The following is a 19,346-nucleotide window of genomic DNA, read 5'->3' as shown; positions in this document are numbered from 1 at the left end:
TTTCAACCATTTCCGATACAAGCATATTCATGACTTTGATATACTCACGACTACTTTCTTCCAATAACCGACTTTGTTCTTTTGTTGGAATCAATTTCACTTTCACTGTTAGGGTCTGTGACATACGTTTCATCCCCTTGTTGTTTAATTTTCAACATCTTTCATTTGATACATTTCTAGCAATAGAAACAAAATAAGAACTTGTCCATAAACTTTGCACCTACATGAGACGAGGAGATTTTTCTCTCAAACACTTTGAAACGTACTTCTATCATCATTGATTCTAGTTACAATGTATCATTTATTTTCGGAAAATTACAACAAAAATACCCAATGAAACTACCTATACTTTGTATACTTAAAGTACCACGAACCTTACGATTTTTAGTGGTACTCCGTATCCAACCTCACTTTCATCCCATGCCTAAAGGCGATGGACTTTCTCGTTCGGAAAGGGCTGTAATGGAAAAAAATAAATAATTATATAGTTATGTAAAAATCCCCCTTGTATATAATGAGGGGGATTAAATATTTGAAGTGAATTTTTTATTAGAGAGTTGTTCTATATAAAATGTTCCTTTTTCAATAGCAGTCTCAATATAACCAACGATTTGATCAAATGAAAACACTTGTAAGTTTTCGTGCAAGTGTTGCTCAGGGTATAGCATATCTTCAAAAATATATTGCCGAAAAGCTAAAACATTCTCTCTAGAAACCTCCTCGATATTCACAATGTTCGCCTCTTGATTAAGTAGGGCGAAGAGCTGTTGTTCTTTATCGTAATGATGCAACAATTGTGCGTTCAATAATTTAAAATCGTTATAGTACATAGGTGCGATAGTTTCGTCGTTCTCAATTCGGTTTTTTAGCCAAGGTAGAAAAAATCCACTTAGCCAATTATCATCGGCAATGAGGTGGCTATAATAACCTAAAATATAAGAGGAATCCATATGATCTTCATATTTATGAATAAATGAATCATAATCTATTCTTCGCGTATAGTTCTTCGTTGTACCAGCGTAAAAATGTGAAGTTCCTTTTTCTTCTTTTGAATGAACAGCATCAGGAGCTACACCACCAAGTAAGAAAGAAGTTTTATCTTGAATAGAAAGTTTCTCAGCAATACCGTTAGCGATAATGATATGCATAATTCGTGATCCCATGAATAACACCTCTATTTCATGTATTCATTTTAGGGAGCTGTCTGAACGTGTAGTATTACTTTCCCTGTACTTTGTCTACTTTCGACCCATTCATGTGCTTTCCCTGCATCTTGAAGAGGGAAAGATTTCGTAGCTTTAATTTGTAAACTTCCATCGCGTAAATAACGGAAAACTTGATTCGCAGTTTCTTGAAGCAATTCAGGACGTTTTTTCCGTGTAGTGCCAAAGCTGAAACCAAGTATAGAACGGCAACTTGCGTGTAAATCTTTCGTTTGAAAACTACCAATTTCTCCGCTAGCATTGCCGAAATGGACGAGACGACCGTAATAAGCAAGGCATTCTAAACTTCTTTCGGACACAGTACCAGAAATAGAATCTAAAACAATATTGACGCCTTCTCCGTTTGTAAGCTGAGTTACCCTCTCTACAAAATCTTCATCTTGATGACAAACAACATAATCAGCGCCAGCATCTAAAGCAATTTTTCTTTTTGCTGCACTTCCAACAGTGCCGATAACTTTTCCAGCTCCTAATAGTTTTGCAAGTTGAATCGCTGTAGTACCAATTCCACCAGCAGCTGCATGGATTAGAACAGATTCACCTTGTTGAATTCTGGATACATTTGCGAGTAAATTATAGCTTGTAAAAGATACGATAGGGCAAGCCGCAGCAGTTTGGAAATCGACTTCATCAGGTAAAACGAAAGTAAGATTTTCGTTCGCGACAACATATTCAGCGTAAGAGCCATTTTGAGGAAAAGCAATGACACGCTGTCCAGGGTGAATGTTTTTCACATGGGAACCTACACGTTCTACAATACCGGCTGCATCTATTCCTGGAATAAAAGGCAATGTTGTATTTCCTTTTTTGCCATAGCGTGATTTAATATCGGCGAAATTAACACTTGTAGCAACAACACGAATTAATACTTGATTTTCTGAAATAGTCGGCATATCCACATCAGTATATTTCATCACTTCAGGCCACCTAATGAAGTTACAACGATAGCTTTCATCATACACCCTCCTAAATTTGACTATATATATCATTTTAAATCTTCACTAGGAATTGGAAAATTATATAATTGTTATGCAAGGCTATAAGTGAAGCTTATGAAGTTGTTAGATCATTATATTAATTGATACAAAAAAACTTCGAAAAAATCGAACGAAATGTCGTTTACTTGCCAATATATAGTGTAGGACAAAGGAGGGGTGGTATATGAAGGATGAAACAGTGTATGCAGATTTAATCCAATTAACTTTATCAGGCAATAAAGAAGCGTATAGCGAATTGTATGATAAAACGATACAAGAAGTATATAAGACAGCACATTTTTTAATAGAGGATAAAGCAGATGTAGATGATGTCGTTCAGGAAATATACATACAGCTATATGAATCACTTCGTAAATACGATAGGGAGAAGCTATTTCGTCCTTGGCTAATTGGACTTGCGATTAAACAAATTCATTCTTATAGAAGAAAGAGGTGGATGAGGATAAGAATTGTAAAAAAAGCAGAAGAGCAAAGAAAACCAGTACAAATTGATTTTTCTAGTGATGTTGTAAGTAAAATATCAAATCAAAAACTAATCGAACTCATTCATAAATTACCGTATAAATTGAAACAAGTTATTATCTTAAGATACTTACACGATTACGCACAAGAAGAGGTAGCACAAATATTACATATTCCAATTGGTACTGTGAAATCTAGAATTCATGCGGCATTAAAGAAACTACGTCAAAAAGAGCAAGTAGAAGAAATCTTTTTAGGAGAGGTAGGGAATGTGAAATGAGTTTAGATTGTGGAGTTAGAGAATCTATACAAGAAGAAGCAAAGGGGATTGTAGCCCCGCCAGAGTTAAAAGAAAAAGTGATCGTTCAAATAAAAATGAAGCGCGGGGGGAGTAAGAGGAAGAAACGTCTTATCGCAGGAGTGCTTGCAGCAGCATTCTTAATCCCGACAACCGGCTTTGCGTATCAATCTATTATGGCAGATGGTATATACGGATCTTTTGAAAACCTAAAAAAACATGCCGGAACAGTGACATTAGAAGCGTATATGCGTTTTAATGCAAAGTTATCACAAGCGAAAGATGAAATGGGTGCGAAGGAATATGAAGAGTTTACAAAAGAACTAAAAAAATTAACAAATGCAAAGCTTGAGTACGGGGATTCGAACGGTAATATTGATTATGATCAATTATCACCAGCTAAAAAAGAGGAATTGAAAAAGGTAGAAATGGAGCTTCAGCCGTATTTTGATAAATTAAATGGCCATAAATCTAGTAAAGAAGTATTAACTCCTGAAGAGTATGAACAATATATGGAGGCATTAATGGCATATCAAACTGTATTAGTAAAAGCGAAATCGAGTGGTGGGATAACAGTAGAAGAAGTACCTGAAGCGTATAAAGAAAGATTTATTAAAGCAGAACAATTTATGGAGTATGTAGATGAAAAGGTGAGCTTTTCTTATTGAAACGTAAATATATTAACCACCTATTCCTTTTGCTAGCAATAAGAAATATACAAATACTAGCATTACTCCATTTAATGCCGTACCAACTATTTTAAATAGCCAATTCTTTGATGCGATCGCAAAAATAATACCGAGTAATGAAAGAATACTTAGAAGCACAATAATTAATGTTAAATTCGCATTAGGTCCTCTTAAAACAAAGAAAGAACATATACTTGCGATAAACGTTAGAAACGAGAAAGTCCCTAATTTCATAATAAGTCTCCCTTGTTTGAAATGTATTTTGATTTAGTGCACGACTTTCTTTAGTTTAACATAAATTTCCTATTACCAATTAAATATATGAACAATAAAAAACGAGTATAAAATCTATGCGATTTCATACTCGTTTTGTTATTACTTAAATTTCCTTACCGCATGTATAGCAACTCTAACAAGGAGTATTGCACTTATAAATAAACCACCATAACCAACGACACTTAAAAATTAATCATTAGGTTCTTTTGCATACAAGTCAGGTGCAGAATTACCTTGACTTGCATAATAAAGTGAAAGTGGGAAATCACTTAGTTATATTCCTTACTATTCGCCTTGTCTTTTTGTATAAAACAATCTAATAGTGAATAACCCGCAATTAAGCTAATTATAGTAACGAAAGTGGTGTTCACGAGAATAATATTAGCTAAATAAGGTAGGTATTCGCCAAGTGGTGAAAAGAGTAGAGCTGGAGAAAAAGAAATAAATAGTGTAGGCACTGTAATAGCGATAAATTTATCTGGTTGAAAGCTCCAGTTTTGTTTACTCGTTTCACGATTAATGGATTGAAGGAATCGTAATAAAATGCCGACTACAAGAGGAAAGAGTGTATAGTAGAATAGCCTCGGATAAATGTTAAAGTTCACCTGCGCGTCTGTATCTAAATAAAATTGAATTTTTACTCCGATAAATAATAATAAGACGATAAATAATGTAAAGCAGAGGTATAGCATCACTTTTTGCATTCCATTCCACCATCCTTTACTAAAAATATATTCAAAGAAAGAAGAGATATACAATAACTACTGTTGTATATCTCTTCTTTTACTGTTAGTTAATAGTGGTGTTTGCTTTCTCTTGCTTCGTGAAATAATCAATAATGCCCATTGCGCTAATTTCTATATCTAGATGTAGAATGTTATAAACGGAATGATTTGATGGGACGTTTAATTTTGTAAGGTGAGAAGAGATTTTATCCATTAATAGAGTTTGTAATGCTTTAGTCGCCTCATCGAAATCATTATATTTTTCAAAGACATCTTTACCAGTATGAACGAAAATAGGTAACCAATGATCCAGTTGGTTATATACTTCTGTAACATGAGATGATGCACCGTAATGGCCGAAATAAATAGTATCTACATTCATCCTTTGAATATGATTTTTAGAAGCAATCATCGCATCTGGCTGAAATTGTGAAGGGGACGTTGACGGTAGATATAACTCTACACCAAGGTCTGCGAGCTCTCTATAATAAATTCCAATTGTATCGCCAGTAAAAATGCCGTTTGTTAATGAATCATGAATGCTAATATGGTGCTTCGCATGTCCCGGTGTATCATAAAATGTAAGGATGCGGTCTTTTGCAATTTTTAATGTATCACCATTTTGCACAATATGAACACGTTCTTCCTCTATAGGAAGAATTGGATCAAAAAGTTTATCGAAATCTTCTTTGTACACAGCTTTTGCACCTAGAATGAGTTTTGTAGGATCAATCATATGACGAGCACCGCGAGGATGCACATATAAAGTAGCATTTGGGCACTTTTCCATCATTAACCCTGCTGCGCCTGCATGATCTAAATGAACATGTGTAACGATTATATTTTTTACATCGTTTAAATCAATATGTAATTGTTGTAAGCCGTCTAAAATATAGGGAAGAGAAGGGGCTGCACAAGTTTCAATTAAAGTAATATCGTCACCTAATAAAACGTAAGTACCTGTTCGTTCATTATGTTGTAAGTCATAATCATCAATAAGATATAGGTGAGAAGATAATTGTTCTACTTTTTTCATACTTACCACTCCTTATATATTGTATGTATCTATTATACGCTAAAAAAGAAAAGACAGAAAACGAAAGCCTCGTCTTCTGTCTTTTTCTAATGTCGTTATCCCGCATTAACTGCCCGTAAAAGCCCGATTGGTTCAACTAATAATCAGTGGGGGATGAAGAACCCCCACTGATTAAAGTTTCACTTTATTTCGTTTGTTCTTTATTGATAGACATAACGAACAGTCCAACAATACCGCCAACTAACGGAAGAGTAATCTCTCCTGCTAAATTAAAGTAGGAGCTTAAGAATAAACCATTCACATCGATTACCCAACCAGTAACATACAATAACATCATATATAGTACGAAATAAAACTCGCGATTTGAAATCATTTCATGTTGTGCAGTTTTCATAACGAACACCATCCTTTTCTATTATAATGGAATATAAACTGTCACATTTTGTTCACAATTCAATTGTAAAACTTTCCATCATAAAAGTCTAGTAGTTTGTGTCGAATTTTCGAACGTAAATAAAGCGCTATCATTTTAGCTTATAAGTACGTAATAAGAGCTGTATATTCACGAATGTAGTATAGTATAAACATAGAATGATAGTGAAGAGAGGGGTAGAAACAATGACAGTTTATGATTTTTCAGCTAAAACAATAACAGGTGAAGAAAAATCGTTAAAAGATTACGAAGGAAAAGCACTTCTTATTATAAATGTAGCTAGTAAATGTGGATTTACACCACAGTATAAAGGATTACAAGAAGTATATGATAAATATAAAGACCAAGGACTAGAAATACTCGGTTTCCCTTGTAATCAATTTGGAGGACAAGAACCTGGCACAGAAGCGGATATTACAAGCTTTTGTGAATTGAACTACGGTGTAAACTTCCCGATGTTTGCAAAGATTGATGTAAAAGGTGATAAGGCTCATCCTCTGTATACATACATGACAGAACAAGCGCCAGGTTTACTCGGTATGAAAGCAGTAAAATGGAACTTTACTAAGTTTCTAATTGGAAAAGACGGGAAAGTAGTAGGGCGTTTTGCACCGCAGACGAAGCCGGTGGATTTAGAGGCGGAGATTGAAAAGGTACTTGGCTAATAATTAGTAGTTAGCTATCTTTGATTATGTTGATTAAAAAACACCTCCATTGAATTTGCATACTTAGTATGTGAATTCAGGAGGTGTTTTTTTCATGTACCACTATTCGGATTCACTTCAAAGTAGCTCTTAGTCTTTGAGGTGTTTTCTTTAAACTCACATTATCAAGATTAAATCACTCTATCGTAGTCATTTGATTTAGGCAGAGAAGCTGCTTTTTTCATAAGTACTTCCCATAAGTGTACGGATTTCTTCCATTCGGCTGCGGCCTGTCCCTTTTGATACATAGCGTTCTCATAACTGAAAGTAAGTTGTTGCATATCGGCCGAGTTGTAAAGTGTATCGATGCGGAGAGCGTATTCTCGGAATGTTTGACTTTCACCCCGTGGTATGCCGATTCTCGCAAATTGTTTTAAAAGTGCACCGTAAGCTTTTCTATAAACAGCATCATCATTTCGATATTTATAGAAAAGAATAATAAAAAATGTAATCCATTTCATTCTAGTAGTGAAGAGAATGTATCCTATAATACTAATTGGTATTGCAGAGAGGAATACGTACCACCAAGAAAATCCATTTTTAGAATTTGTGATCTTTTTAGTAGGAGCTTCTTCTGTATTTTCTATTAAACTTTTGAGCTTTGCTTCATTGTTCCGTTGGTATATTTGCTCGTTATTAGAATTGTTTTCTTCGCTATTTTGTGAAGTAGAAACAGGAGTATTATTTATAAAATTATAGGGATTGGTAAATCCTTTTGTTGGTTCGAATGGGACCCATCCATATCTTGGAAAGTATACTTCGACCCAAGAGTGTGCGTTATTGTTCGAGATTTTATAAACATTCTCACCTTCTGTACTAGCAAATGTATTCTCAAGAGTTCCTTCTGTAAAGCCCTTTACCCAGCGAGTGGGAATCCCGACAGAACGAAGTAACACGATCATAGATGTCGAAAAATTATTGCAGTAGCCGCTTTTTGTATCGAAAAGGAATTGATCTACATAATCTTGGTTTTTGGCAGGGAACAAGACATTCATTGTTTCGTATACAAAAGAATGGTCTGTGAAGTAATTTTCAATAGCTAATACTTTATCATATCGGTTGTCTTTATCATTTGTTAGATTAACAGCTAAGTCTTTTACTCGCTGCGGTAATGATTCGGGAAGTTGTGTGTACTTTGTCATGAAATAAGGACTTGTTTCTTGACCTTCATTCGGTTTTGCAGTTTTCAAGTTTTCTATGGAAAACTCCGGGATCTCATATGTTACTTTATACGAATTTAAAGTAGTAGAAGAGTCTCCGTGCATTGTATAGATTTTTTCTGAAAATGGGTCAACGCTGTATGATACATCAGAAGAAGCCTCAACTGATACTAATCCTGCTGGATAGGTAAGGTGAGGATAACTTTTTTGCATGGTGATTGTTGCCTCAGTTGTCTCCGTTTTTGTATTTTGTTCGTACCAGCTCACGACGTCGTTTTTATTTTTAAAAGAAACCTTTTTTTGATTTTCAGAAACCTCCCAGCCTTTTCCTGTATAAAAATCTTTTGTTTCTACTCTCCAATATTGTTTGTTTTGCGTTTGTGCTGTGAAAACAATTGTAGGATCCGCCTTAAAAGGACCGCCTAATTGTGAGTCATCTAAACCATACCCAATTTTAGAAACTTCTTGTTTTTTACTTGCTTCGGATGTGTTGAATTTTAAAAAATCCATTGGGTTTGGCCATTGAGGGCCAAATTTTGGAGCAAAGTATGCGATGGTTGCTGACAATACAATAAATATTGTAAGAGGTCTAAGTAGTTTTGAGATTTCTCTAGCATAATTTTGTAAGTGTTCCATCTCTTTTATTCGTTCTATGTGAAGAAGACTAAGCATAAAAAAGCCGAGGACAACAGTACGAATAATAGCGTAGTTTGCATTGTATAAATGTAAGTTATGAAAAATTGTGATATAAATAATAGTCAATATAAGAAATAACAACCCACGTTTTTTATGAATTACCCAAAAAGAGATGAAAGAACTCAAAAACCAAAATGATAAAAAAAATAAAAGTGTTGGAAAAACTGGAGCAATATCTAGCAAATTTCCCTGGAAAAACAGGGAGGAATTTAGAGAAAGTTCAGAAAAAAATGTTGTTAGCCAAAATGGATTTATAAAAGCTTTTTTATAATGTAGGAAATGAATGATGAATAAGATTGTGACGATCTTTATTGGAATCTGCCATCTTGTTTGAAAAAAAGAGAGAGTGAAGCAAATTCCTATAAATATTACAAAAATATCTAATCTACCTACGTTTGTAATACCTATAAGGGGTCTTAGCCATTCTAGTAAAAGTAGAAGTGCACATACATGCATGAAGAATCTGCTCATATCCCATTTGTATTTTGTTTGTAATGTTATCATTTGCTCACCTCAAAAAACGCGTTTGTATACCGGTTTTCATAAACCGCATTTACAAATATTTTTCGTTTTTGTAGAGTTTCTAGAATACTTAGTTCTCGATGTGAGAGTTGATTCGCTTTTTCTTTCACGACAAACACCATTAATTTTCTATTTTTAATAGCAGCACAGTCAGCCGCCTTTTGAATATCGGGAGAAAGATCACTTGTCACGAGTATAATCGTTACGGGCTCATAAATTTTTCTTAATTCCATTTCTACACTCTGGGAGAGCGGGAATACACTGTCTGCTTGTACTTTCGCTAAATGAAAAAAGATTTGTTGCAACTGACTATCTCCATTGTCTAAAGGGAAAATAGTTCGTTCTTTTCCGACAGATACGAATGACGCTGGTGAATTTTGCTTCAAGACAGCCCTCACAATAGAGGCAGTAAACGTTACGACTGATTCGAATAGAGGGGACTCAGTTCTGTCCATGAATATCATGATATTATGGCTGCGCTGTTGTTCAAACTCTTTCGTCATAATATTGTTTGTTCGTGCAGTTGCTTTCCAATCAATCCATGAAAAGCGGTCACCAGGTTTATAGTCTCTGACACCGACAGAGACTGTAGAGTCTTTTGCTAAATTTATATTTGCTGAAAGCGCTCCTTGTTCGAAATGATTTTCCAATTGTCGATACGTTATATCTACATACTGGGGATAGACTAAAAATGTATCTGTAACTGAAAAAGTTACTTCTTTCTCCATCATACCGAATAGATCGCCAGTTTTGACACGTACGCTTGAAAAAGTGTGCTCTCCTCTAGGGATTGTGTCAATAACATATTGAAACGAAATATTTCGTTTTAATCCTGGAAAGAGTATTACCTTATTCATCTTTGTTTGTCTACAACTTGTAAATTGTGGTGGTAGTTCATCTTCTATAACTAAATAAAGTAAGGGAAAAGGAAATTTTCTTTTTATTGTAATCGTGCTTAAAAATTGTTCTCCTGCTACATATTCGTTTTGGTTTGTTATTCGTTTTACTTCAGCATCCCGTAAAGCGTAGAAGGGGAGTAGTAGTGAATAAAGGCCAATAGGAAGCATACTGTAAAACAAAAACCAACTTACAAATCCTCCTTGAAGCATAGCATACACAAATGTTAAGACTAGGCATAAAGGGATTAGCAATAACTTCGTAACGTGATATAGTGCTCGTAGTAGTCGTTTCATCAAAGGTTCTTCGTCCTTTGAGTCGGCACGGTAGTTCTTGCAACGATTTTTGAGATAACTTGTTCTCCTGTTATTCCTTCAAATTTTGCTTCCATTTTTAGAATGAGTCTGTGAGCTAACACGTAAGGAGCTAAAAATTTAACATCGTCTGGGATGACATAATTTCTGCCATGGATGAATGCATAAGCCTGTGAAGCTTTCATTAAAGCAATTGAGCCGCGTGGACTTGCACCTAGCTGTATAGAACTATAAGAACGAGTCTGATTAACAAGCTTTACAATGTAATGCTTGATTGCTTTGTCCATGCTTACTTCCCGTACGCTTTGTTGTAAATATAGTAATTCTTCTATTGTAGTAATAGCTTGTAAATGGGAGAGTGGATTTGTTTTTTCCATCCGGTTTAAAATTTCAAATTCTTCTTCTGGTGTAGGATATCCCATTTTTAGCTTTAACAAGAAACGATCGAGCTGAGCCTCTGGTAAAGGGTATGTCCCCTCATATTCGACCGGATTTTGTGTAGCCATTACAAAGAACGGTTTTGGTAACGGTCTTGTAGTGCCATCTATTGTGATATTGCCTTCTTCCATACTTTCAAGTAGGGCAGATTGTGTCTTTGGAGATGTACGATTAATTTCATCAGCAAGTATAAAATTCCCCATAATTGGTCCAGGATTGAACTCAAATTGGAGCTCTTTTGGATTGTAAATAGAAACACCCGTTACATCTGACGGCAGTAAATCAGGTGTGAATTGAATTCGCTTGTAATCGGCATCAATTGATTTAGAAAAAGCACGTACTAGCATTGTTTTCCCGACACCGGGAACATCTTCTAATAGTACATGACCTTCAGCTAAGAGAGCTGTCAAAGCTAAAATCGTTGCCTTTCGTTTTCCGACCATTAATTTTTCAATATTGTTGATTATTTTTTCTACAATGGGATGTAATGAATCAAGCTGAGGCATCGTAACCCTCCTAATTTTATTATCTTTTTCTAATTCATTTTTATGTTAAAGAAAAGGAGTTCCTTCATTTTATTGCAGTATGATAGTAATCTAAGAGGTAATTCGTAATGGTATTATATAAGTTCATATTGAGAACTTATATGCTAAAAAATCATGGTAATATACTTTATAATTTCTATGTCCTCAAAGGAAATCCTATACTTAATTTCAGAAAAATTCAGATTATTAATGCGGGTTATATCTAGTATAATTGTTGCCGTAAACAAGGGCAAAACAGTAAATAATGATTTCTAGTTTTATGTGAAATAGGTCTTGATATAAAATAGTATTGTTGAAGAAAAATAAATTCCTTACATACAATTTATAATCGTATCCTTATAGCATTATTGAAATAATATCAAAACTCTTTTTAGTATATATTTATAAAGAAAAACGTAGGAATTTCTCCTGCGTTTTTTTCTTTTGCAAAAAGGTGATTCTTCTAAATACTATTCTCCTAATAATCACGATTGGTCATAAACCTTCACAACGGAGCAAAGAAACCTTTATTTACAAATACTTTCTCTCAAACTTATTTCCAACTGAATTTATGACAATCTCTTGAACTGTGCGAAATGTCACATCTGTATTTTACAACCTCTTTTATAGTAAGGGTATGTAAGAGAGACGTATTAAAGGAGTGAACATTATGAAGAAGAAACCTTCAGCACTAATGAGACGTTTAAAATATTTTTCACCAATAGATCGTTATAACGATAATCATACACAAGAAACATATGAAGATCGTGAATGGGAAAATGTGTATAGAAAGCGTTGGCAACATGATAAAGTAATCCGTTCTACACACGGTGTGAACTGTACTGGTTCTTGTAGTTGGAACATTTATGTGAAAGATGGAATTGTAACATGGGAAGGGCAAGAGCTTAACTACCCAACAACAGGTCCTGATATGCCGGATTTTGAACCACGAGGATGTCCACGTGGAGCGAGCTTTTCTTGGTACATTTATAGCCCACTTCGTGTGAAATATCCATATGTACGTGGTGTTCTTTGGGAGATGTGGCAAGAGGAACTACAAAATCATAAATCTCCACTAGACGCATGGAAAAGCATTGTGGAAAACCCTGAAAAAGCACGTGCTTATAAAGAGGCGCGCGGTAAAGGGGGATTCATCCGAGCGAATTGGGATGAAGTATTACAACTTGTTTCAGCTTCTTTACTTTATACAGTAATTAAATACGGTCCAGACCGAAATGTTGGTTTTTCACCAATTCCAGCTATGTCGATGTTAAGTCATGCTGCTGGTAGCCGTTTTATGCAACTTATGGGCGGGCCGATGCTTAGTTTCTATGATTGGTACGCTGATTTACCACCAGCTTCTCCGCAAATTTGGGGTGATCAAACTGATGTGCCAGAAAGTAGTGACTGGTATAACTCTGGTTACATTATGACATGGGGTTCAAATGTACCGATGACGAGAACGCCAGATGCTCACTTCTTAGCAGAAGTTCGTTATAAAGGGACGAAAGTCGTTTCTGTAAGTCCTGACTTCGCTGAGTCCACAAAGTTTGCTGATGATTGGATTAGTGTGAAGCAAGGTACAGACGGTGCCCTTGCGATGGCAATGGGGCATGTGATCTTACAAGAATTTTACGTAGATAATCAAGTGGAATACTTCACAAAGTATGCGAAGCAATATACTGATTTTCCTTTCTTTGTCACATTGAAACAAAAAGGAGATCAATTCGTTGCTGATCGTTTCTTAAATGCTTCTGATATTGGACGCGAAACAAAGTTAGGAGAATGGAAACCTGTACTTTGGAACGAGAACACGAAAGATTTTGCAACGCCTCATGGCACAATGGGGTCACGATGGGATAACGAAAAGAAATGGAACTTGCGTTTAGAAGATGAACAGACAGGTGAAACGATTGATCCACGTCTTTCTTTACTTGGTATGGAAGATGCTGTTGAAACTGTACAAATTCCGTACTTCTCTGATGATGGAAATAAAGTGTTAGAACGTACAATTCCGGTAAAAAAAATTACGACAGAAGAGGGGGAAGTATTCGTTACAACTGTATACGATTTAACGTTAGCAAATTACGGTGTGAACCGAGGACTTGGCGGGCAAGAGCCAAAAGATTTCAATGATGATGTACCGTTTACACCTGCATGGCAAGAGAAAATGACAGGAGTAAAACGAGAGCTCATTATTCAAATCGCTCGTGAGTTTGCACAAAATGCAGTTGATACGAATGGTCGCTCGATGATTATTGTTGGAGCCGGTATTAACCATTGGTTTAATTCTGATACGATTTATCGCGCAGTTTTAAATCTTGTTCTTCTCGTTGGGGCACAAGGTGTCAACGGTGGCGGTTGGGCACATTATGTTGGTCAAGAAAAATTACGACCAGCAGAAGGGTGGCAAACAATCGCGATGGCAAAAGATTGGCAAGGGCCACCGAAATTACAAAACGGTACTTCATTCTTCTATTTCGTAACAGATCAATGGCGTTATGAAGATACACCTGTTGGACATTTAGCATCACCAATTGAGGGCAATTCACGTTATCAACATCACGGTGATTACAATGTATTAGCGGCACGACTTGGCTGGTTGCCTTCATATCCAACATTCGAGAAAAATGGAATTGAATTATATAAAGAAGCTGTTGCTTCAGGTGCAACAACGCAAGAAGAAATCGGAAAATATGTTGCACAAAAATTAAAAGAAAAAGAACTGAAATTTGCAATTGAAGATCCAGATAACAAAAATAACTTCCCGCACAATTTATTCGTATGGCGTGCAAACTTAATTTCAAGTTCCGGTAAAGGCCACGAATATTTCTTAAAACATTTATTAGGTACAACAAACGGATTAATGAATGACGATAGTGATTCAATTCGACCAGAAGAAATTAAGTGGCATGAAGATGCACCAGAAGGAAAGCTTGATTTACTAATTAACTTAGATTTCCGCATGGCTGGTACAGCACTTTATTCTGATATCGTCTTACCTGCTTCAACTTGGTATGAAAAGCATGATTTAAGCAGTACAGATATGCATCCATTTGTACATCCATTTAATCCAGCAATCAGTTCACCGTGGGAAGCACGCTCTGACTGGGATATTTTCACCGCTCTTTCTAAAGCTGTGTCAGATTTAGCGAAGAAAATCGATCTTGAACCAATGAAAGAAGTCGTTGCAACACCACTTCTTCACGATACACCGCAAGAATTAGCGCAACCACTTGGCAAGATTAAAGATTGGAGCAAAGGTGAGTGTGAACCTATTCCAGGTAAAACAATGCCGCAAATTCATGTTGTCGAAAGGGATTATAAAACGATTTATGACAAAATGACAGCGCTTGGACCAAATGCCGGAAAACAACCGATTGGTACGAAAGGGATTTCTTGGTCGGCAGAAAAAGAATATGAGCAATTAAAGAGTCGATTAGGAGTTATTCGCACTGATTCTATTGCGAAAGGGTGCCCAGACATAAAAGAAGCAATCAATGCTGCTGAAGCGGTATTAACACTTTCTTCTACAACAAACGGTCATATGGCTGTAAAAGCATGGGAAGCACTTGAAAAACAAACCGATTTAAAACTACGTGATTTGGCAGAAGAACGTGAAGAAGAATGCTTCACATTCGAACAAATTACAGCGCAGCCCAAAACAGTAATTACTTCTCCGGCCTTTACGGGTTCTGAAAAAGGTGGACGCCGTTACTCACCATTTACAACAAATGTTGAGCGTCTTATCCCTTGGAGAACGATAACTGGTCGCCAATCTTTCTACTTAGATCACGACATGATGAAAGAATTTGGTGAAACGATGGCAACATTTAAACCAATTCTGCAACATAAACCGTTTCGTAAATCTCGCCCTGAAGTAGAGGGGAAAGAAATTACATTAAACTATTTAACACCGCATAATAAGTGGTCGATTCATAGTATGTACTTCGATTCATTACCGATGTTAACGCTGTTTAGAGGTGGTCCAACTGTTTGGATGAACAAAGATGACGCGAATGAAGCTGGCGTTGCTGATAATGATTGGATTGAATGCTTTAACCGTAACGGGGTTGTCGTAGCGCGTGCTGTTGTAACGCACCGTATACCGAGGGGAATGGCATTTATGCACCATGCGCAAGATCGTCACATTAACGTGCCTGGTACGAAATTAACAAGCACCCGCGGGGGAACGCATAATAGTCCAACCCGTATTCATGTTAAACCGACACATATGATTGGTGGATATGGGCAATTAAGCTATGGATTTAACTACTATGGTCCGACTGGGAATCAGCGTGACTTAAATGTCGTAATCCGTAAACTGAAGGAGGTAGATTGGCTTGAAGATTAAAGCGCAAGTCGGAATGGTAATGAACTTAGATAAATGCGTCGGCTGCCATACTTGTAGCGTAACATGCAAAAACACCTGGACAAATCGTCCAGGTGCTGAATATATGTACTTCAATAACGTAGAAACGAAACCTGGAATTGGTTATCCAAAACAATGGGAAGATCAGGAGAAATACAAAGGCGGCTGGGAATTGAAAAATGGTGAAATTCAGCTGAAATCCGGTTCGAAAATGAAGCGTCTTATGAATATTTTCCACAATCCAGATCAACCAACAATCGATGATTACTTTGAACCTTGGAATTATGATTATGAAACATTAACAAATAGCCCGCAGCGTAAGCATCAACCAGTTGCTCGTCCAAAATCAGCAATTACGGGTGAATTTATTGACAAAATTGAATGGGGTCCAAACTGGGAAGATGATTTAGCTGGTGGACATATAACAGGGTTACAAGATCCGAACGTAAAGAAAATGGAAGAAGAGATAAAGACGGATTTTGAGAATGTCTTTATGATGTATTTACCACGCATATGCGAACATTGTATGAATCCATCTTGCGTATCGTCTTGTCCATCTGGCGCGATGTATAAACGTGAAGAAGATGGGATTGTCCTTGTGGATCAAAATGCATGTCGTGCATGGAGATTTTGTGTATCATCTTGTCCGTATAAAAAAGTGTATTTTAACTGGCAAACAAATAAAGCAGAAAAATGCACAATGTGTTTCCCGCGTATTGAAGCTGGTATGCCTACAATTTGTTCTGAAACATGTGTAGGACGTATTCGATATATTGGGGTTATGTTATATGACGCTGACAAAGTAAAAGAAGCGGCTTCTGTTGAAAATGAAAAAGATTTATATGAATCTCAGTTAACTGTTTTCCTAGACCCAAATGATCCAGAAGTAATAGCGGAAGCAAAAAAACAAGGGATTCCTGATGAATGGATGAAAGCGGCTCAAGAGTCACCTATTTATAAAATGATTATTGATTGGAAAATTGCTCTTCCTCTTCATCCAGAGTATCGTACAATGCCAATGGTTTGGTATATCCCGCCGCTTAGCCCAATTATGAATATGGTGGAGGGGAAAGGAAGTAACTGGCAAGCAGAAGAGATTTTTCCTGCTATCGATAATATGCGTATTCCAATTCAATATTTAGCTAATTTACTCACTGCAGGAGATGAATCACATATTCGTCTTACATTGAAAAAAATGGCTGTCATGCGAACACATATGAGAGCATTGCAAATTAATAAAGAACCAAATGAAGCAGTATTAAAAGAAATTGGTTTAACGAAAGAGGATGTAGAAGATATGTATCGTCTTCTTGCGATCGCAAAATATAAAGATCGCTTCGTCATCCCGACGTCTCACCGCGAACAGGTTGCAGATTTATATAGCGAACAAGGAAGCTGTGGTCTGTCCTTCACAGGTGGCCCAGGCTCTTGTATGACAATTTCTTAAATAAAGGGGGCAAAAAATTATGAAACAAAGTTTACAAACTGCTTTTTCTTGTTCTTCTTTTCTTCTCTCCTATCCTGAATTAGGTTGGAGAGAAGCTTTACTAGAATTACAGGAAGAGATTCAAGAAATTGAACAGGAAGAAATCAGAGTATCACTTACAACATTTATAAAACGAGCGCTAGATAAAACAGACAATCAACTTATTGATTCTTACGTTTATACATTCGACTTTGGAAAGAAGACAAATATGTATCTTACTTACATGAAAACAGGTGAACAAAGAGAGCGTGGAATTGAATTGTTAGAGTTAAAACAGCACTATAAAAAATCTGGATTTAACGTAACAGATAAAGAACTACCTGATTATTTACCGCTTCTACTTGAGTTTCTTGCAAATGCAAACGAGCAAGATAGCGAACCAATTATGAGTAAATACAAGGAAAATATACAAGCGTTGCACGGGCAATTAAAAGAAGCAAACTGTATGTACGAAGCAATTCTTGCAGCCGTTCTCTTTGCTATCGATGCCTGGGGAGTACAAGTGAATTAGAAAGGAGTGTTGTCAAAATGATGGATCAATTTTTATGGGTGCTGTTTCCCTATATCATTTTTGCAATCTTTATCGGTGGGCATATTTTCAGATACAACTATGATCAATTTGGATGGACATCAAAATCTAGCGAACTATTAGAGAAGAAAATGCTCCGAACCGGAAGTCTGTTATTCCACTTTGGGATCATGTTCGTCATTGGCGGTCATGTTATGGGGATTTTAATTCCAGAGTCCGTATACCGTTCAATAGGTATTTCTGAGCATATGTATCATGTAGTAGCAATTAGTTTCGGACTTCCGGCAGGTGTTGCTTCTATCCTCGGTTTAATTATATTAACGTATCGCCGTGTAACAGTAAAACGCATCATTGCAACGAGTACAAAGGGAGATTATATTGCGCTTATTTTATTACTTATCGTAATGCTAGCAGGACTTTCTTCAACATTTTTAAATATCGATTCAAACGGATTTGATTATCGTACAACAATCGGTCCTTGGTTCCGAAGTCTCTTTATTTTCCAACCAAAGATCGAATATATGACGGAAGTACCTGTATGGTTTAAAATTCATATTATTGCAGCGATGGGGCTTTTCGCAGTATGGCCATTTACAAGACTTGTACATGTATTTAGTGCCCCAATTAAATATTTAAGCCGTAGTTACGTTATTTACAGAAGACGTATTCCTAATGAATTGAAAAAATAATGCTGCTATACCTATTTAATAATATATCAAGAAAGACGAGGTTTAATTGAAGCCCTCGTCTTTCTTGATATAGGGGATAGCAGACGAATAACTAGTAGCTTAATATGAAAAAAGAGTAGCATCTAAATAAGATGCTACTCGATGCTACAAACAGAGGCAGAGCAATCTTCACAAGCAATTTCACATTTTAAGAATTGTAAATCATGAATGGTAATCTTTCCTTTATGAATAGAAATTGTACCTTTTTTTTTCAAATCATTTAACATTCGATTTACGCTTTCACGCGAAGTTGCACAGAAATTCGCAAGTTCTTGATTCGTTAATGGTAAATCGATGAGAATACCATTTTCTTTTAACACACCATAACTATTTGTCATGCGAATGAGAGTAGAATATAGGGCACCTTTTTTGCCGTGTAATACTAAATCTCGGAATTTCGTTTGCATTCTTCTTAAATGTTCACTAATCCATTTCATAAATTCAAATACAAGAGCGGGTTTTTGGAGTAATGCTTTTTCTAAGGCTTCACGCTTTATAACGCCTACTTCAACATCTTCAAGGCATTTTGAATTTAATAAATACTTCGCATTGTCCGTGAACAATGTTAGTTCTCCAATAATGTCATATTGCGAACAAATACGAAGTGTTAATTCTTGCCCGTCAGCACTTAGTTTACTGATTTGTACTTTTCCGGAGTGGATGATATAGAGATCTGTTGCTTCCATACCTTCTTGAAAAATAAAACATCCTTTTTTTATCTGCATTTTATATTCAACAGATGCAAGTAATTCTTTTAAATCTTGAGATAATGTCATACTGTTTGCCACAGCGATCACCTTTCTTCTCATAAACAATATATTTCTTATTTTGAATGT

The 19,346-nt window shown here is 36.0% G+C and carries 16 protein-coding genes and 3 pseudogenes; 7 read left to right on the top strand and 12 right to left on the bottom strand.

What is annotated here, in order from left to right; genetic code table 11:
• The 3 genes and pseudogenes from FT637_RS16800 to FT637_RS16790 form a co-directional block, all read right to left on the bottom strand.
• A pseudogene (locus FT637_RS16800) lies at positions 1-124 on the bottom strand (RNA-guided endonuclease TnpB family protein); the annotation flags it as partial.
• Positions 125-524: 400 nt separating this feature from the next.
• Positions 525-1,163, bottom strand: a complete 639-nt coding sequence (locus FT637_RS16795) for a zinc dependent phospholipase C family protein (protein ID WP_193647258.1) — start codon at positions 1,161-1,163, stop codon at positions 525-527.
• A 29-nt stretch (positions 1,164-1,192) separates the two neighbouring features.
• Positions 1,193-2,178 (bottom strand): annotated as a pseudogene (locus tag FT637_RS16790) (quinone oxidoreductase family protein).
• 206 nt (positions 2,179-2,384) lie between these two features.
• On the opposite strand from FT637_RS16790, the gene FT637_RS16785 reads away from it, so the two are divergent.
• Positions 2,385-2,963, top strand: coding sequence for a sigma-70 family RNA polymerase sigma factor (locus tag FT637_RS16785; RefSeq protein ID WP_193647257.1), 579 nt, complete (start codon positions 2,385-2,387; stop codon positions 2,961-2,963).
• Complete coding sequence (locus tag FT637_RS16780) at positions 2,960-3,649, top strand: DUF3600 domain-containing protein (RefSeq protein ID WP_193647256.1); 690 nt, start codon at positions 2,960-2,962, stop codon at positions 3,647-3,649. The genes FT637_RS16785 and FT637_RS16780 overlap by 4 nt, the downstream gene beginning before the upstream one ends.
• Before the next feature lie 12 nt (positions 3,650-3,661).
• On the opposite strand, the gene FT637_RS16775 is transcribed toward FT637_RS16780, so the two are convergent.
• The 5 genes and pseudogenes from FT637_RS16775 to FT637_RS16760 form a co-directional block, all read right to left on the bottom strand.
• On the bottom strand, positions 3,662-3,904 hold the full coding sequence (locus FT637_RS16775; RefSeq protein ID WP_193647255.1) for a hypothetical protein: 243 nt from the start codon (positions 3,902-3,904) through the stop codon (positions 3,662-3,664).
• A 141-nt stretch (positions 3,905-4,045) separates the two neighbouring features.
• Positions 4,046-4,156: pseudogene (locus FT637_RS30630) on the bottom strand (ABC transporter); the annotation flags it as partial.
• A 59-nt stretch (positions 4,157-4,215) separates the two neighbouring features.
• The gene (locus tag FT637_RS16770) at positions 4,216-4,650 is read right to left on the bottom strand and encodes a hypothetical protein (RefSeq protein WP_193647254.1); all 435 of its coding nucleotides are present in this window, start codon (positions 4,648-4,650) and stop codon (positions 4,216-4,218) included.
• A gap of 85 nt (positions 4,651-4,735) precedes the next feature.
• Positions 4,736-5,707, bottom strand: coding sequence for an MBL fold metallo-hydrolase (locus tag FT637_RS16765; RefSeq protein ID WP_193647253.1), 972 nt, complete (start codon positions 5,705-5,707; stop codon positions 4,736-4,738).
• Positions 5,708-5,891: 184 nt separating this feature from the next.
• Complete coding sequence (locus FT637_RS16760) at positions 5,892-6,101, bottom strand: DUF3925 family protein (protein WP_193647252.1); 210 nt, start codon at positions 6,099-6,101, stop codon at positions 5,892-5,894.
• A 224-nt stretch (positions 6,102-6,325) separates the two neighbouring features.
• Here FT637_RS16760 and bsaA point away from each other — a divergent pair, with 224 nt between their 5' ends.
• Complete coding sequence (gene bsaA, locus FT637_RS16755) at positions 6,326-6,805, top strand: glutathione peroxidase (protein WP_193647251.1); 480 nt, start codon at positions 6,326-6,328, stop codon at positions 6,803-6,805.
• A 170-nt stretch (positions 6,806-6,975) separates the two neighbouring features.
• Here bsaA and FT637_RS16750 read toward each other — a convergent pair whose 3' ends face one another.
• The 3 genes from FT637_RS16750 to FT637_RS16740 are packed head-to-tail and all read right to left on the bottom strand — an operon-like array spanning position 6,976 to position 11,377.
• The gene (locus tag FT637_RS16750; protein WP_193647250.1) at positions 6,976-9,204 is read right to left on the bottom strand and encodes a DUF3488 and DUF4129 domain-containing transglutaminase family protein; all 2,229 of its coding nucleotides are present in this window, start codon (positions 9,202-9,204) and stop codon (positions 6,976-6,978) included.
• The gene (locus FT637_RS16745) at positions 9,201-10,415 is read right to left on the bottom strand and encodes a DUF58 domain-containing protein (RefSeq protein ID WP_193647249.1); all 1,215 of its coding nucleotides are present in this window, start codon (positions 10,413-10,415) and stop codon (positions 9,201-9,203) included. The genes FT637_RS16750 and FT637_RS16745 overlap by 4 nt, the downstream gene beginning before the upstream one ends.
• Positions 10,415-11,377 carry an AAA family ATPase gene (locus FT637_RS16740; protein ID WP_193647248.1) on the bottom strand — a complete coding sequence of 321 codons (963 nt, stop codon included), beginning with the start codon at positions 11,375-11,377 and terminating at the stop codon, positions 10,415-10,417. Before FT637_RS16740 ends, FT637_RS16745 begins: the two co-directional genes overlap by 1 nt.
• A gap of 688 nt (positions 11,378-12,065) precedes the next feature.
• On the opposite strand from FT637_RS16740, the gene FT637_RS16735 reads away from it, so the two are divergent.
• From FT637_RS16735 to narI, 4 genes are read left to right on the top strand one after another with little or no spacing between them, the layout of a single operon-like run.
• Positions 12,066-15,749, top strand: a complete 3,684-nt coding sequence (locus FT637_RS16735; RefSeq protein WP_193647247.1) for a nitrate reductase subunit alpha — start codon at positions 12,066-12,068, stop codon at positions 15,747-15,749.
• Positions 15,739-17,214 (top strand): nitrate reductase subunit beta, encoded by a 1,476-nt coding sequence (narH, locus tag FT637_RS16730; RefSeq protein WP_193647246.1) that lies wholly within the window; start codon positions 15,739-15,741, stop codon positions 17,212-17,214. The genes FT637_RS16735 and narH overlap by 11 nt, the downstream gene beginning before the upstream one ends.
• Positions 17,215-17,233: 19 nt before the next feature.
• On the top strand, positions 17,234-17,764 hold the full coding sequence (gene narJ / locus FT637_RS16725; protein ID WP_193647245.1) for a nitrate reductase molybdenum cofactor assembly chaperone: 531 nt from the start codon (positions 17,234-17,236) through the stop codon (positions 17,762-17,764).
• A gap of 17 nt (positions 17,765-17,781) precedes the next feature.
• A complete protein-coding gene (gene narI, locus FT637_RS16720; protein ID WP_193647244.1) occupies positions 17,782-18,471 on the top strand; it encodes a respiratory nitrate reductase subunit gamma in 690 nt (229 codons plus the stop codon).
• Positions 18,472-18,605: 134 nt separating this feature from the next.
• Here the strand turns inward: narI and FT637_RS16715 are convergent, their stop codons facing one another.
• Positions 18,606-19,298 (bottom strand): Crp/Fnr family transcriptional regulator, encoded by a 693-nt coding sequence (locus FT637_RS16715; protein ID WP_193647243.1) that lies wholly within the window; start codon positions 19,296-19,298, stop codon positions 18,606-18,608.
• Positions 19,299-19,346: the final 48 nt, after the last annotated feature.

It is taken from the genome of Bacillus cereus (assembly GCF_015071065.1).
Taxonomy (GTDB): domain Bacteria; phylum Bacillota; class Bacilli; order Bacillales; family Bacillaceae_G; genus Bacillus_A; species Bacillus_A cereus_BA.
Note: the sequence above shows the minus strand (reverse complement) of the source record. Positions and strands in the feature narration are given on the sequence as shown.